The sequence below is a fragment of the Paenibacillus tritici genome (assembly GCF_013204885.1).
In the GTDB taxonomy this organism is placed as follows: domain Bacteria; phylum Bacillota; class Bacilli; order Paenibacillales; family Paenibacillaceae; genus Paenibacillus_AQ; species Paenibacillus_AQ tritici.
Genome location: NZ_JABMKX010000005.1, coordinates 72129 through 86231, shown reverse-complemented (window position 1 = coordinate 86231; position 14103 = coordinate 72129). Strand labels below are relative to the sequence as shown.

Genomic DNA, 14103 nt, shown 5'->3' with positions numbered 1-14103 from the left:
TTACACGTGAATGGTATTCAGCACCAGGGCAATCAGACTTAACGTCAGATAATTAATGGAGAAGAGGAAGCTTTTCTTCGCCCAGACCTCATCATCCTTGGCCTTGAACCCGATCAGGGTTAAGTAGAGCCAGCCCACTGACAATCCCAGCGATACAATCAGATAATATATACCAGCATAATCATAGGCATACATCAGCACCGGAACCGGGAGCAGCAGCGCAACATAAGGAATCATCTGGAATTTGGTACGGCGTGTCCCCTTCACAACGGGAAGGAGCGGAAATCCTGCTGCTCTGTACTCCTCTTTGCGGCGGATGCCAAGTGCCCAGAAATGGGGAGGCTGCCACAGAAACAGCATCGCGAACAATAGCCAGGCCCCGAGATCCACGGTTCCCGTAACAGCCACATAACCGATTACAGGAGGCATGGCCCCGGAGATTGCACCAACCGAGGTGCTCCAGGTGGATGTTCTTTTGAGCCAAAGGGTATACACTACAACATATACGAACATGCCGACAATGCCGAACAATCCGGCCAGCATACCGCAGAAGGCGAACAGTACGACCAGCCCGGCAATGCCGAGACCGATCCCGTAGATAAGTACGGTTCGAGGCTTCAGCCTTCCTGTAGGTAGCCCCCGTTCACGGGTCCGTTCCATCTTCATATCCAAGTCGCGGTCAAAATAATTATTGAACACACAAGCCGATGCCATTACCAGCATGGTGCCGAGCAACGTCAGAATCAGACGGCCATACTGTACATCCCAGCCTGACGCCACCCAATACCCTGCGAACGCAGCGATTAGATTGGAGCGGATAATACCCGGTTTCGTAACGGTAACAAAGTCACGCCAGCTTGCACCTTCCGGCGGAGACTTGGCAGACATTGATGCGGAATCAGAAGAAGCTTGATATCTCAATTGATTGTCCACGTATGGGGTTCCTCCTTCTAGGGAACTTCTAACATCCCGCTATTAACTTTATCATAGCAAACTGGGAAAGACTTTGACAATCATTGACCATGATGTTCATTAATTCGACAATTACGTGACAATATTTATTTTCCCGCCCTTAAATAACTGGACGCGAAAATGGGTAGTTATTAATAGAGAACTTCCGTACAAAGGAGATCTGACTAATGGATACCGCTACACATTTTGTTATGGGACTTGGACTCGCCGGTCTGTCCTTCGTCGATCCTGTCGTCGCTTCCAATGGAACCCTTGCCGGAGCGGTGATGGTAGCTACTGTACTGGCTTCTCAGGCCCCTGATGCCGATACCGCACTGCGTCTGAAGGACAATGCGGTGTATATCCGCAATCACAGGGGAATCACTCACTCCCTGCCCTTTTTACTGCTGTGGCCGGCTCTGATCACACTGGTCATTGGACCGTTGTTCGGATTAACGGATCTCCATTCACTGAGCCATGTCGCGCTCTGGAGCTTCATCGGCGTTGCCGTTCATGTATTCTCTGACCTGTTCAACACCTACGGAACCCAGGCCGCACGCCCGTTCACCGAGAAATGGATCGCCTGGAACATTATCCATATCTTCGATCCGTTTATCTTCGGCAGCCATACAGCGGCGATTATTCTGTGGATCAGCGGAATCGTACCTCCCGCTCCCCTGTTCATTACGTTGTATGCCTGCACCGTCCTATACTACATTTGGCGGACACTGGTTCATGCACGCATTACACGCAACATCAAGAATAAAGATGTTCACCATCTTGCAGGCGACCGTTATTATGTGATCCCCACCATTTCACCTACCCGGTGGAATGTGGTCAAAGCCAAGCCGGATGGCAGCTATAATATCGGGCTGCTGAACAACGGACGGCTGGAATGGTTCAAGCATGCGGTGTGCTCCACTCACCCCGCCGTTGAGCATTCCAAATCCCATCCGGACATTCAGGCCTTTCTGTACTTCACCTCGTACGCCGTTGCCGAGGTTGAGGAGCTGCCCTCTGGTTATATTGTACGCTGGGGTGATGTTCGTTATTTACACCGCAAGCAATTCCCGTTCGTTGCTGTACTTGTAATGGACCAGGAGTATAAACCGCTGAACACCTATGTCGGCTGGCTCAGCAGCGAGAAGCTTGACGAACGTTTCGCCATTGATCCGGGAACAGTCAAGCTGTAGGAAGTTTTCTTGAAGACAGATGGCATCTGCCGGAGCAGATGCCATCTTTTTAATTACGTTAACCCTAAAATACATAAACTACCTGTTCCAGCTAGGAATGGAGTTCAGCCCGCCAGTGTAGTCAGAGGTCAAGCTCAGATGTTGTAAATATTGCAACTCGAATCAGGGATACTGGGCTAGTTGTATAGAATGTTGCATGAATTGCAGGAATTTCTTCGCTCAGCTGCTTGGAGGAGGACGATTGCTGCCTTTTGTGCAATATTTTTTGATTAGCGGCGATTGATTAATGGGAATGTTGCAATTTGTGCAGGATTATCTAGCTCATCTGATATATTATAGGCTGTATTTACCGGGGAGCCATTCTCTTGACGCCCCCTTGACGCCCGGGTCGGCATAAGGCACAATCACAATAAAGCGGTTACAGCGCAAGCATGTATTTACTCACCATATTTACTTACTATATTCACTTACATTCAAACTAATAATCCCGCAGTGCAGGAAGCACTCCGGGATTTCAAGCAGAAAGGAAGGCTGGAACTTATGGGTAAAGGTCTGTCACTGTGGTTCGCCTGCTCTTCAATTCTCCTACTTACGGCGGCTTCCATCACCATCAGCTATAACATTTGGCTCGCGCTTCTGCTCGGCGCTCTGTGCGTGCTTAACATCGGCTGGGGCTTCATCGTCAAAGCCAGGCTGAGACGCAAGGCGGAGAGCAAGCTGTCCTCTCCTTAACGGGAGGGCAGGAAGCCCATCCGCTCCTTCACGCCTTCCAGCGTGCGTGCGGCGTTCATGCGTGCACTTTCGGCTCCCTGAGCCAGAATATCGCTCAGCATTCCTGAGCTGCGGATGTCCTGGTATCTTTGCTGGATCGGCTCAAGCAGGGCGACAACCACTTCGCCTAGCTCTTTTTTGAATCCGCCGTACATTTGGCCTTCATACTTGTCGGCAATCTGCTGCAGGCTCATCCCCGAGCATTCGGCATAGATGCTCATCAGGTTGCTGATCTCCGGCTTATTCGCCGGGTCGAACACAACCTCGCGTCCGGAATCCGTTGTCGCCCGGCTGATCTTCTTGCGGATGACGTCCGGCGGGTCCAAGAGGTTGATTCTGCTGCCGGCATTGGGATCACTTTTGCTCATCTTCTTGGTTCCGTCATCCAGGGACATAATCCGTGCCCCGACTTCCGGGATGTAGGGCTCAGGGATGGTGAAGAAGTCACCGAACCGGTGATTGAAGCGTCCCGCGAGATCCCGGGTCAGCTCCAGATGCTGCTTCTGATCTTCGCCCACAGGCACCAGATCAGCGTTGTAGACCAGAATATCAGCGGCCATCAGCGACGGATAGACGAACAAGCCCGCGCCTACCGATTCTTTGCCTGCCGATTTATCCTTGAACTGTGTCATCCGCTCCAGTTCACCCATAGCAGTCAGCGTAGTCAGAATCCATCCCAGCTCAGCGTGCTGAGGCACATGGGACTGCATATAGACATGGGCGATGGACGGGTCAATCCCTGCGGCAAGATACAGCGCAGCCACCGATTCAGATTGCTCACGAAGCGCTGCAGGGTCCTGGGCCACCGTAATGGCGTGCAGATCGACCACCATGAAGTAACATTCATATTCCTTTTGAAGCTTGACGAAATTCTTGATCGCCCCGATATAATTCCCGAGTGTGAGTGAGCCGCTGGGCTGAATTCCCGATAATACCTTCTTAGCCATCGTCTTATCCTCCATCATGATTAATTTCCGCTTGCGCAGAACGCAAAAAGGCCCCACATCCGCAAGGGACGTGAGACCGTGGTACCACCCTTATTCGCTGCTTGGTATATCCCTCCGGGATACAGGCAAACAGCCTTGCCTTCCGTTAACGGGGAAGAGCCGGCCGGTCTACTTAAGGCTAATGCAGCCTGTTCGATCGCGGCGCTCAAGGGTCCATTCAGTCAGAGGTGCACCGCCGGTTCACATCAGCCACCGGCTTTCTGGAGGTACAGTCTATGCTTACTTGTCCCTGTCATCACATTGCCTGTTATTCATTTATGCCTCCATCATAGAGCCAGCCGGAGAAGTTGTCAAATCCCTAACCACCGCCGGATAAATCTGGTATGATAAAGATATTCGTGTGTGCAATCTGATTACAGCTTATCAAAGGAGCATATCTCTTATGAAACAGGTTACCAAAGGGCAGTGGAACGGTTATGATACGTATATTTTGCATAGCTGCGAACTGGAAGTCACGCTTCTGCCCAGGCTGGGTAATAACGTAATTTCATTATGGGACCGCAAAGAGGAGCGGCAAATCCTCCGCCAGCCGGATGAGAGCGATCTAACTTCATATCTGCAGAAACCTTATCACTTCGGCATGCCTCTCCTGGTGCCCCCCGGACGTATACGCGGCGGGAACTTCCAGTTCGGCGGCACAAGCTACCAGTTCGACAGGAACGCGGGAGAGCATCATATTCATGGTCTTCACCGCACGCAGGCCTGGTGTGTCAGTGATATCGAAGAGGACGAAGAAGGCTGTGCGGTAACAACCGAATTCATCACCACGGATGATCCGGAATGGATCAGGCAATTCCCCGAGCCGCTGAAGTTCGAGATGACCTTCCGGCTGCAGGATGACCGGCTGGAGCAGACCCTGAAGGTCACTCATCTGGGCACCCGGCGTATTCCTTTTGGCGCAGGCTATCATACCTGGTTCATGCTTGACGGAACTCCCGGCCGCTGGAATGTGACCCTGCCTGCTGAGGCCGTATACGAGCTGAGTGAGGATCTCCTGCCCAGCGGACAGTTATTGCCGCTTGGCGGGCTGGAGAGCCTGCATACCCGCCTGAATCTTCAAGGCGCGAATCTTGATACCGTCCTGCGTATCGCTGAGCAGCAGCCTGCTGAGGCTGTACTGATGCGTGAGGATGGTTACGGGCTGCGTTATTCCGTCGACCGCAATTTCTTTCATCACTGGGTTCTGTATACCAAAGGCGAAGCAGACCAGTTCCTCTGCATCGAACCGCTCACCTGGCTTCCGGATGCGCCCAATCTTCCGCAGGACGATTCCTTCACCGGACTGATCACGCTTGAACCCGGCCAGACCCTTGTTCTTGGCAGCACGCTGCAGATGATTTATCCGGGCTGATAAATTTCATATAATTACCATCCTATAAACCTTCAAAATCCGTGCATGAATTCTTCTCCTAGCGCTCATACTATCTTCACAACGGGCGAAGGAGGTGAACATACATGGGTCAAGCAGGTCAACAAAGTCGTGGTAGCCGTTCTAACAACCTGGTGGTTCCACAAGCGAATGCAGCGCTGCAGCAGTTGAAATACGAAGCAGCACAGGAGCTTGGAGTAACTATCCCGGCTGACGGGTATTATGGGAACTATACTTCCCGCGAAACTGGTTCTTTGGGAGGATATATCACCAAACGTCTGGTGCAACTGGCAGAGCAACAACTGTCCGGTCGTTCGTAGTATTAGCTAGCCTTATCTTAAAGATCCGGCTAAGCCGTGAGGCATAGACCGAGCAGCTTCACAGCCCTCCCGCGTTTCTCGTCGAAGCGCAGGGGGGCTTTTATCTGTGTCCCGAAGTATCTATATTGAATTCAGCCAAAGGATTGGTCGGAGACATCACCTTGGCTGCTGCGCGGATAACGGATCATCAGGTTCGCCATATTGTAATTGGACTCCAGCGTTGCATCAACCACCACCATTCCCTGGCGGACAGCGAATTCGTAGCTAATCTCTCCATGAGTCCACCGTTTCTTGTACTTCAGGCTCTCCAGAGCCATGACCCGGAATGAGGACTGCTGGCCGGAAGTCAGACCTTCCTGCTCTGCGGCGAAGCTGCCGCTGCGTCCGGCAAGCGGATTATGGCGGACTCCAAACTTACCGATGATATTATTTCTGATCTGTACAAATACGGTACCTGAATTCAGTCCTGACAATTCCTCCTGCAGCTCGTGAAACACCAGATCGATCTGTCTTGCAAGCGATAATTGTTCCGTCCTCACATACATTTCCTCCTAAAAGTCTTGTGGGTGATGCAGCCTCATGGCTCTGCCTCACACAATACTTGCTTCGTAAGCAGTTGTTTGAATTTTGTGGGCCTAGCAGCGCTTATATAAGGCTTTAGGCTCATTATAGGTCACTAATCTAACACGTACAACATTATTCAACATAATTGGGTTATAATCCCTACAATTGCGCAATTTTCTTATTAGTATTGGCATATTCCCAACTTTCGTCGTCTTTTTTCGACAAATACACCACATAAAAAGACCCCGAAACCGGGGTCTTTGCGCATTCATACCATATTCAAAAATCAACATTTTACTGCAAAAAACCAATCCGCCTCATTTTCGACAAATTTCTAGCTGCGTTGTTGAGTCATTTCCAAGAATTCGTTAATATCCGCTACAATCAAATCCGCAGCCCCCTGCCAGAAATCCGGCTTGGACAGATCGACGCCCAGATGCTTCGACACCAGATTCTCCAGGGTCATCACTCCGGTATCCTGCAGTAGGCTGTCGTATTTATCCGCAAAGGAGGCCCCTTCCTGCAAAGCAAGCCGGTATAGACCGGTACTGAACATATATCCGACTGTATACGGGAAGTTATAGAACGGAACATCCGTAATATAGAAATGAAGCTTCGAAGCCCAGAAATGCGGATGGTATTCAGAGAGGACCCCGCAGAAGGCTTCCTTCTGGGCTTCCTCCATCAGGGCGGACAATTCCTCGCTGCTTACAAGACCTGCCTTGCGTTTCTCGTAGAAGCGGGTCTCAAACAGGAAGCGGGCATGGATATTCATGAAGAACGCCACACTGTTCTGGATCTTCGCTTCAAGCAGCGCCAGCTTCTCTTCACTGTCACTGGCAGACTTCACCTGCGCATCCGATACAATAACCTCAGCGAAGGTAGAGGCCGTCTCAGCCACGTTCATCGCATAATTCTGATTGAACAGCGGCTGATCCTCCAGCAGGAACGAATGATAGGCATGACCCAGCTCATGGGCTAGTGTCGATACATTGGACGGGGTGCCGCTGTAAGTCATGAATATGCGGGATTCCTTACTCTCCGGGAACGAGACGCAGAAGCCTCCCGGACGCTTCGCGGCACGGTCTTCGACCTCAATCCAATCCTTGTCGAAGGCACGCTCGGCGAAATCCGCCAGCTTGGGACTGAATTTGCGGAACTGGGTAACAATGTCGTCTGCCGCCTGTTCATACGGGATTTTGCCGGAAGACTTGCCGACAGGGGCATCCACATCGACCCAGGCGAGCGATTCCAGACCGAGAATTTCCGCTTTGCGCTTCAGGTAGGACACCAGTGCCGGTTTGCTCTTCGTAATAACCTCCCACATCACATCGAGGGTCTCACGCGACATGCGGTTGATGCCGAGCGGCTCCTTCAGCACATCCTCCCAGCCGCGGCCTTTATACAGCTTCAGACGGAAGCCGGCCAGATGGTTCAAGGTATCCGCACAATAGTCGGCAGCGCCGCCCCAGGCCTCTTCCCATTTGCGGAACATGGTGCTGCGGACCTCCGGGTTCTCATCAGCCAGCTTGTTGAAGGCTTGCCCGGCCGATAACAGCTTCAGACCCTCCTCATCCTCAAAAGGAATCTGAATCCCGCCGACGATTGTCTCATAATGTTCACTCCAGCCATGATAGCCGTCCACGGCAAGCTCAAGTGCAAGGCTCTCCAGCTCCGGGCTCATCTTCTCCCGGGCCAGATCCCGGCTCTCGCTGAGTACGAAGCTCAGCGGGGCAATCTCCGGCCGGGCCATCCACTCTGTCCATACCGCATCCGGTGTCTGACGCAGCACGTTATCGAATGCAGAGCTGATGCCCTCATATCCGGCGCGCAGGCCTGTCACCTTGGACGACAGTCTTACCGCTCCCTTGTCGAGCTGGTTCTGGGCTCCCAGACAGCCTGTGAATTCCGCAGCCTGTGTAAGGCGCCCGGCGCAGCTCTGCAGCAGCTCGATTACACTGTCCAGCGCTTTCGTTGCGGCAAGTTCAGCCGGTGCAGTTGCGGCGGCCACCTGTCCGCGCAGATTCTCAATATCGGATGCCAAGCGGTCCAGGAAGCTCTCAAACTGCGGGGAGGCGGAGCCTCCGGGAAAGATGGATTCCAGCTCCCAGGTCAGTGATAATGGTTGTTTCATATCGGGCTCACCATTCCTTTGTTGTATTGTAGTTTTCTTTGTAATTGCGATACAGCCATGGTAAAGTGGATGATGATACTCCACTAATATGAAGGAGGGCATCCTTATGAAGCCATTGCAAATATCGCCGGAAACGGCCATCACGTTATCCAAACAACTCGGCGTTCCGCTGGAACACCTGATGCATATGCCCCAACATATACTGCTGCAAAAGATTGCCGAATTATCCAAGAAGTCCGGCAGCGCATCTGACGAAGGCAGCGAACCTGCACCCTCTGACGAGAAGGACAAGCAATGATTCCCTTCAGTCATACCTGGCCTTATGATATTATCCTTGGAGACATGTACGTACAATATTGCCCGTTCTGCGACCAGGAGAATATTCTTCTGCCGATGAGGCCCAAAGAGCTGCAGAACGTGCGAGAAGGCAAAAAAAAGCTGCTGGTCTTTCCCTGCTGCAGCGCCAGTCCCACGGTCGTCGATAACGACAACGATTACCTGCTGTTTGACCGGGCGGTCCGCTAATAGCAGGTACCGGACTGAGGCTCCCTCATCATAGGGCAGAGGCGTAGGAGGAATTCTCTTCTACGCCTTTTTGTGTTTCCTTCCTTAAAGAGGCACTTGCTATAAGCACTCTCACTTCGCCGCTCTATGTACCTGACGGAAGCCCGTCCGGATCAACATCCTGCCCGCGCATCTGCTCCCGCAGAATGGCCCACTGTTCGCGTGAAGCCCGGATCATGGCTGCATCCGTAATTCTCTGGTCGTTGATTACCCGGGAGAACCACCTCACAGCAGCGGTGAAATTCCCGGTCCGGCGGTGCAATTCCCCAATCAGATACATCAGCCGCGCATCATTGCCGCCGGAGGTATCATTCTCGAACACCTTCACATACTCATCCAGCGAATAGCTAAGGAAACGCTGTTCCTGTACCGTATCCCCTTGATAACGGTATAGCCAGGCAATATGGTGAAGCAGGCTTGCTATAATACGTTCCTTGTCCTTAATGCTCTGCGCACAGATCAGGGCCAGCTTGTAGGTCTCCAGGGCTTCCTCCCAGCTGCGCTTCTCCCCGAAGTCCCGGGTCTGCCAGCGTCTGCCGACCTGTGTATCGAAGGATTTCTTCTGCCAGTCGGCCAATTTGTCCGCCGAATTCTCCGTGGAGGCGAATCCGCATTTGGGACAGACCCGCACCACATAATAATCTGGATTCTCCGCCTTGTAATAGGAGCAGAAGTCCGCGTCGCGGCGGATGGCTTTTTTGAGACTGGGACGTACTCTTGAGGTCGAGAATTCATGTTCACAGTTGGAGCAGGTAACCTTAATTGAGTACAGGGGGATTAATTCCGGCACGGGTGCCCTCATCCTTTCACAAACAACACTTATTCATGGGGCGTATTGACAAAATGATGGGCGGGACCCGCCAGCCGGCTGAGGACAAAGGAGCGCAAGGATTCTTCCACACCGGTCTCTTCAAGTGCAGCCTTCATACAGTCCAGCCAATCCTCCGCACGTTCCGGCGTGATGGGGACATGCATATGTCTGGCTCTCATCATGGGGTGGCCGTGCTGCTCGGAGTACAGGGCAGGGCCGCCAAAAAATTGGCTCAGGAACTGATATTGCTTCTCCAGCACCGGAGTAATATCTTCAGGGAATAACGGGCCGAGCTGGGGATGAAGCTGCACCTTGGCGTAGAATACAGTCACCAGACGGTGTAGACCTTCAGCGCCTCCCAGGTTGTCAAACAGACTCTCATTCGGATTCACTTAGAGGTTCACCTTCTTCCTTATTAATCTAACAGGCAGCCTGCTTATCATTATACCAAAAAATACGCAGTACAGTTATCCCTGCCTTAAGACCTGTACCCGCAAGCCTAATCATAAGAATCCGGACAAAAAAAGGCGCCAAACCTGAGTTCAGCGCTCGTAAGTTATTCAGTATGTTCTAAATTCTTCATCACCAGGCGGGACAAGGGAGACCCGGATCACATATACAAAAGCACAAACGAGCACTCCGGCAACTACACTCATCACCATCACTCCATCCCTGAAAATCCATCTCAAAACGATGTGCATTAATTAAGTTTATAATACCATAATTCCAGCGAAAAAGCACCGCTAAATGTAACCGTTTTCTACGTTTTTTTGTGCTGTTTGTCCAGCTTTTGGCATACAACTAAGCATAGAATTGGAGGCGACAACCGATGACTCTGAAGAAATTATCCGGTCCGCTGCTCGGGATCGTGCTGGCGGGCTGTATGCTGCTGATGCTCGTTCATCCATCCAGTTCCCTGGATGCAGCCCTGCGCGGGCTGGCAGTCTGGTGGGATGTGCTGTTCCCCTCGCTGTTTCCGTTCTTCGTCATCTCAGAGATCATGCTGGGCTTCGGTATTGTCCATCTCTTCGGCGCTTTGCTTGATCCGCTCATGCGTCCGCTTTTCAATATACCCGGAAGCGGCGGCTTCGTGGCAGCGATGGGATATGTATCAGGATACCCTGTCGGCGCGAAATTAACCGCCAAGCTGCGGGAGCAGGGGATGATCAGCAAGATTGAGGGCGAGCGGCTCGTGGCCTTCACGACCTCCTCTGACCCGATTTTCCTGCTGGGCGCTGTCTCTGTCGGGTTCTTTCATGACGCTTCCTTGGGGCTTGTGCTCGCCCTTTCACATTACGGGGGAGGACTCATTGTAGGCCTGCTGATGTCCTTTCATGGCCGGAGCAGGCCGGAAGAAGCCGGGTTGAACGTTGCCGTTGATGCTCCGGACAACTTACCTGCAGCTCCAGAAGGACAAGGCTCAGGAAGACTGCGGACTGCACTTAACGCGATGGCTGCGGCCCGCCGGAGTGACGGCAGAAATCTCGGAGAGCTGCTTAAGAGTGCTATCGTCTCTTCGCTTCAGCTTATTATCGTTGTCGGCGGCCTGGTGGTATTCTTCAATGTACTCATGGAGCTGCTCGCCCGCGCCGGAGTGATGTCCGCCCTGTTCAGCATGGCCGGCCGTCTGCTGTCTCTGGCCGGCTTCCCGCCAGAGCTGTCTGCCGCTCTGGTCAGCGGGGTATTCGAGGTGACTCTCGGCGCCCGGTCGGCAGGGGAAGCTGCCGGAGGCGTTCCGCTGCAGTTCAAGGCTGCGGCTGCGGCGTTCATCCTCTCCTGGGGAGGATTATCCGTTCATGCCCAGGTCGCCAGTATTCTGAACGGCACCGGACTGCGTTATCTCCCCTTCATGGCCGCCCGACTGGTCCATGCCCTGCTCTCAGCAGGTCTGCTTCTCCTGCTGTGGGAGCCTGTGGTTGGCACAGGGCTGGCCGGAGCATGGAGTACGCTTCCTGCTGCATCCGGGCTGGCCGCTCCAGAGTCCGCCCTGATCAGCAGCATCAGTCTGCTCTGCCTGCTGCTGGCTATCATGCTCGCCCTATCTCTTCTGGTCCTGCTGGCGGGTAAGCTGCGGCGTCCGCATGTCCGCCGGTAATGTCCCTGCACCAGATCTCCCGCTGTAGCCTGCTGCGGATTCCCGGCTTTTCACGGCTCTAATATTGTGTTCCGGGTCAAGATTGATTATGATCGGTGTATGACTGAATTATACAAAGGAGCCTGTACATCTTGAGATATTATGTTCTGGACCGCGGAGATGAATTGTCCATCCAACTAGCGGAGCAATTTCACAAGCTGGCGCAAGGCCGGAATCTGGAGCTGGATGCCGAGTCCCCGGAAATTGTGATCTCGATTGGCGGCGACGGCACCATGCTGCATGCTTTTCATACGTTTATTGATCAGATCCCGAATCTGGCTTTTGTGGGCGTGCATACCGGCCATTTGGGCTTCTATGCGGACTGGCAGGCCGAAGAGCTGCCATCCTTGATTGATTATATGTGCGGAGAGGAAGGACCGCATAAACCGCGTATCGTACAGTACCCGCTGCTCGAACTGGAGATTCACAAGAAATCCGGTTCAAGCTCGCATATTGCCCTGAACGAATTCACCCTGAAAGGGGTTGACGGGACAGTTGTTATCCAGGTGGATATCAACGATGTCACCTTCGAAATGTTCCGCGGCGACGGCCTGTGTGTCTCCACACCTTCCGGCAGCACCGCCTATAACAAAAGTCTGGGAGGCGCCATGGTGCACCCCTCGATCGAAGCGCTGCAGATTGCCGAGATTGCATCCATTAACAACCGGGTATTTCGGACTATGGGCTCGCCCCTGCTGCTCCCGAAGCACCATCACTGCGATATCTTCTCGCGCAAGGATCAGCGCCTGCTGCTGACCATTGACCATAATAATATTCCCGTGGATGATCTGATCTCCGTACGTGCTCAGGTATCGGACAAAAAAATCAGCTTCGCCCGCTACCGTCCCTTCCCTTTCTGGAACCGTGTCCGGGAGGCCTTCCTGGTCTGAGCGCTCAAGTTATATTTATATAAAGCCGGAGATGCCCTGCTTCTCCGGCTTTATTATGCCGACTGCCGGGAATCTGCTACTCTCCCGGAACATCCCGCAGAATGCATAGACAGAGGGAATTTTCAAATGGTATAATGAACCTATTTTACAAAGTTTTCTAATTGAAGGAGAGAATCTATTGAAGAAATTGTTATCCCTGCTGGGCATCAGCCTGCTGGCCCTTGTGCTGGCTGTTCCTGCTTTTGCCGCAGACAAACCTATTAAAGTCTATATTAACGGCAGCAATCTTACCTTCACCGCCGGAGCTCCTTATCTGAAGGATAATACTGTACTTGTGCCTTTCCGTGGTATTTTTGAGAAGCTCGGGCTGAAGGTCCTGTGGGATTCCAAGACGGGGACCGTTACCGGCACCGGGACAGACCTTAGTATCAGCCTTAAGATCGGCAGCAAACGGGCCAGCATTAATGGAACCGTCAAGCCGCTCACAGTGGCTCCAGTATCCAGCGCAGGTACCACTTACATACCTTTGCGCTTCATTGCAGAAGCCACCGGCGGCACAGCCGCCTGGGAGCCGGCCAGCCGGAGCGTGAAGATTACCGTTCCCCAGTCCTCATCCTCCAGCGAAAAGGATGTCACAGCACTCATTCAATTATCCAACAAGTATTATAATGAAGAGAAAGCGATCAGCTTCTATTCGCTTGTAGATGGAGAATCGGATAATACAGAAGCCGTAGCCAACATGACTTCCCAGTTCGAGCTGTATGATCTGAAGAATACGATCGAAAGCCTCAAAATCCTCAGTCTTTCAGGCAAGGAGGCTACAGTCTACACTGTAGAAAAATCCGTTAGAACCGGCGGCTACTATATGCCGGATGAGCGGTACGAATATTTGTATACGCTGATCCGCCAGGGCGGCTCCTGGAAAATCTCCTCCATGGAGCTTCAGGAATCCTCCGTGCTGCTTACCCGCGAACAAGGCATGAAGCCGGCTGTGGTTCCGCAGGGCGATGCTACCGGGATCAAGAACACGGTCAGCCAATATTACGAGAATATGAATGCCCATAATGTGGACGGAACTGCTGACTTAATGACCTCTTACGGCGAGGAGCAGGACGCTTCCTACAAAGAAGAGCTGCGTGATTTTTTTGAGACCTACGCTCTTGGCTATTCGATGTCTTCCGCAAATATCTATTATTATGCTACTGCTGCCGATGAAGCCGCCGTCTATACAGAAGTGACTGTTACCGACGGCGAATCAAAGGAGACCTACACCCAATCTCTGATCCTGATTCTCTCCAAATCCGAGAGCGGTGCATGGACGATTGACACTTCTTATCACATTAGCTACGATACGGAATCCTAAATTCAAATTCCATCAAAAGGATGTATGAACTC

Annotated in this window: 15 protein-coding genes and 1 other annotated feature; of the genes, 9 read left to right on the top strand and 6 right to left on the bottom strand. The window is 52.4% G+C overall.

The window, feature by feature from the left end:
- Positions 1-933, bottom strand: a complete 933-nt coding sequence (cyoE, locus tag HQN87_RS10045) for a heme o synthase (RefSeq protein ID WP_173131643.1) — start codon at positions 931-933, stop codon at positions 1-3.
- A gap of 206 nt (positions 934-1139) precedes the next feature.
- On the opposite strand from cyoE, the gene HQN87_RS10040 reads away from it, so the two are divergent.
- Positions 1140-2144 (top strand): metal-dependent hydrolase, encoded by a 1005-nt coding sequence (locus HQN87_RS10040; protein ID WP_173131640.1) that lies wholly within the window; start codon positions 1140-1142, stop codon positions 2142-2144.
- Between the two features lie 540 nt (positions 2145-2684).
- Positions 2685-2876, top strand: a complete 192-nt coding sequence (locus HQN87_RS10035; protein ID WP_173131637.1) for a hypothetical protein — start codon at positions 2685-2687, stop codon at positions 2874-2876.
- On the opposite strand, the gene trpS is transcribed toward HQN87_RS10035, so the two are convergent.
- Positions 2873-3862 carry a tryptophan--tRNA ligase gene (gene trpS / locus HQN87_RS10030; protein WP_173131634.1) on the bottom strand — a complete coding sequence of 330 codons (990 nt, stop codon included), beginning with the start codon at positions 3860-3862 and terminating at the stop codon, positions 2873-2875. The two genes, HQN87_RS10035 and trpS, sit on opposite strands and share 4 nt — an antisense overlap.
- Before the next feature lie 61 nt (positions 3863-3923).
- Positions 3924-4167, bottom strand: a binding site (T-box leader).
- 137 nt (positions 4168-4304) lie between these two features.
- On the opposite strand from trpS, the gene HQN87_RS10025 reads away from it, so the two are divergent.
- Entirely contained in the window at positions 4305-5273 is a 969-nt protein-coding gene (locus HQN87_RS10025; RefSeq protein WP_173131631.1) for an aldose 1-epimerase, read from the top strand.
- A gap of 104 nt (positions 5274-5377) precedes the next feature.
- A complete protein-coding gene (locus HQN87_RS10020; protein WP_036701727.1) occupies positions 5378-5611 on the top strand; it encodes an alpha/beta-type small acid-soluble spore protein in 234 nt (77 codons plus the stop codon).
- Between the two features lie 131 nt (positions 5612-5742).
- Here the strand turns inward: HQN87_RS10020 and HQN87_RS10015 are convergent, their stop codons facing one another.
- Positions 5743-6156, bottom strand: coding sequence for an O-methyltransferase (locus HQN87_RS10015; RefSeq protein WP_173131628.1), 414 nt, complete (start codon positions 6154-6156; stop codon positions 5743-5745).
- A 353-nt stretch (positions 6157-6509) separates the two neighbouring features.
- Positions 6510-8309 carry a M3 family oligoendopeptidase gene (locus HQN87_RS10010; protein WP_173131625.1) on the bottom strand — a complete coding sequence of 600 codons (1800 nt, stop codon included), beginning with the start codon at positions 8307-8309 and terminating at the stop codon, positions 6510-6512.
- A gap of 106 nt (positions 8310-8415) precedes the next feature.
- On the opposite strand from HQN87_RS10010, the gene HQN87_RS10005 reads away from it, so the two are divergent.
- Entirely contained in the window at positions 8416-8607 is a 192-nt protein-coding gene (locus HQN87_RS10005) for a YycC family protein (protein WP_173131622.1), read from the top strand.
- Entirely contained in the window at positions 8604-8834 is a 231-nt protein-coding gene (locus HQN87_RS10000) for a hypothetical protein (RefSeq protein WP_173131619.1), read from the top strand. The genes HQN87_RS10005 and HQN87_RS10000 overlap by 4 nt, the downstream gene beginning before the upstream one ends.
- 124 nt (positions 8835-8958) lie before the next feature.
- Here the strand turns inward: HQN87_RS10000 and HQN87_RS09995 are convergent, their stop codons facing one another.
- Together HQN87_RS09995 and HQN87_RS09990 are read right to left on the bottom strand one after the other, a co-directional pair.
- On the bottom strand, positions 8959-9675 hold the full coding sequence (locus HQN87_RS09995) for a DUF2225 domain-containing protein (protein ID WP_173131616.1): 717 nt from the start codon (positions 9673-9675) through the stop codon (positions 8959-8961).
- A 17-nt stretch (positions 9676-9692) separates the two neighbouring features.
- On the bottom strand, positions 9693-10076 hold the full coding sequence (locus HQN87_RS09990) for a globin domain-containing protein (protein ID WP_173131613.1): 384 nt from the start codon (positions 10074-10076) through the stop codon (positions 9693-9695).
- A gap of 437 nt (positions 10077-10513) precedes the next feature.
- Here HQN87_RS09990 and ylbJ point away from each other — a divergent pair, with 437 nt between their 5' ends.
- The 3 genes from ylbJ (at position 10514) to HQN87_RS09975 (ending at position 14071) form a co-directional block, all read left to right on the top strand.
- Positions 10514-11779, top strand: coding sequence for a sporulation integral membrane protein YlbJ (ylbJ, locus tag HQN87_RS09985; RefSeq protein WP_173131610.1), 1266 nt, complete (start codon positions 10514-10516; stop codon positions 11777-11779).
- Positions 11780-11910: 131 nt separating this feature from the next.
- The gene (locus HQN87_RS09980) at positions 11911-12708 is read left to right on the top strand and encodes an NAD kinase (protein ID WP_173131607.1); all 798 of its coding nucleotides are present in this window, start codon (positions 11911-11913) and stop codon (positions 12706-12708) included.
- A 178-nt stretch (positions 12709-12886) separates the two neighbouring features.
- Positions 12887-14071 carry a stalk domain-containing protein gene (locus HQN87_RS09975; protein ID WP_173131603.1) on the top strand — a complete coding sequence of 395 codons (1185 nt, stop codon included), beginning with the start codon at positions 12887-12889 and terminating at the stop codon, positions 14069-14071.
- The last annotated feature ends 32 nt before the right edge of the window (positions 14072-14103 follow it).

What these genes read in the sequence shown, in the direction of transcription:
- HQN87_RS10040 (WP_173131640.1), top strand. Translation starts at nt 1,140, where the DNA reads ATGGATACCGCTACACATTTTGTTATGGGACTTGGACTCGCCGGTCTG.
- HQN87_RS10035 (WP_173131637.1), top strand. Translation starts at nt 2,685, where the DNA reads ATGGGTAAAGGTCTGTCACTGTGGTTCGCCTGCTCTTCAATTCTCCTA.
- trpS (WP_173131634.1), bottom strand. Translation starts at nt 3,862, where the DNA reads ATGGCTAAGAAGGTATTATCGGGAATTCAGCCCAGCGGCTCACTCACA.
- HQN87_RS10025 (WP_173131631.1), top strand. Translation starts at nt 4,305, where the DNA reads ATGAAACAGGTTACCAAAGGGCAGTGGAACGGTTATGATACGTATATT.
- HQN87_RS10020 (WP_036701727.1), top strand. Translation starts at nt 5,378, where the DNA reads ATGGGTCAAGCAGGTCAACAAAGTCGTGGTAGCCGTTCTAACAACCTG.
- HQN87_RS10015 (WP_173131628.1), bottom strand. Translation starts at nt 6,156, where the DNA reads ATGTATGTGAGGACGGAACAATTATCGCTTGCAAGACAGATCGATCTG.
- HQN87_RS10010 (WP_173131625.1), bottom strand. Translation starts at nt 8,309, where the DNA reads ATGAAACAACCATTATCACTGACCTGGGAGCTGGAATCCATCTTTCCC.
- HQN87_RS10005 (WP_173131622.1), top strand. Translation starts at nt 8,416, where the DNA reads ATGAAGCCATTGCAAATATCGCCGGAAACGGCCATCACGTTATCCAAA.
- HQN87_RS10000 (WP_173131619.1), top strand. Translation starts at nt 8,604, where the DNA reads ATGATTCCCTTCAGTCATACCTGGCCTTATGATATTATCCTTGGAGAC.
- HQN87_RS09995 (WP_173131616.1), bottom strand. Translation starts at nt 9,675, where the DNA reads ATGAGGGCACCCGTGCCGGAATTAATCCCCCTGTACTCAATTAAGGTT.
- ylbJ (WP_173131610.1), top strand. Translation starts at nt 10,514, where the DNA reads ATGACTCTGAAGAAATTATCCGGTCCGCTGCTCGGGATCGTGCTGGCG.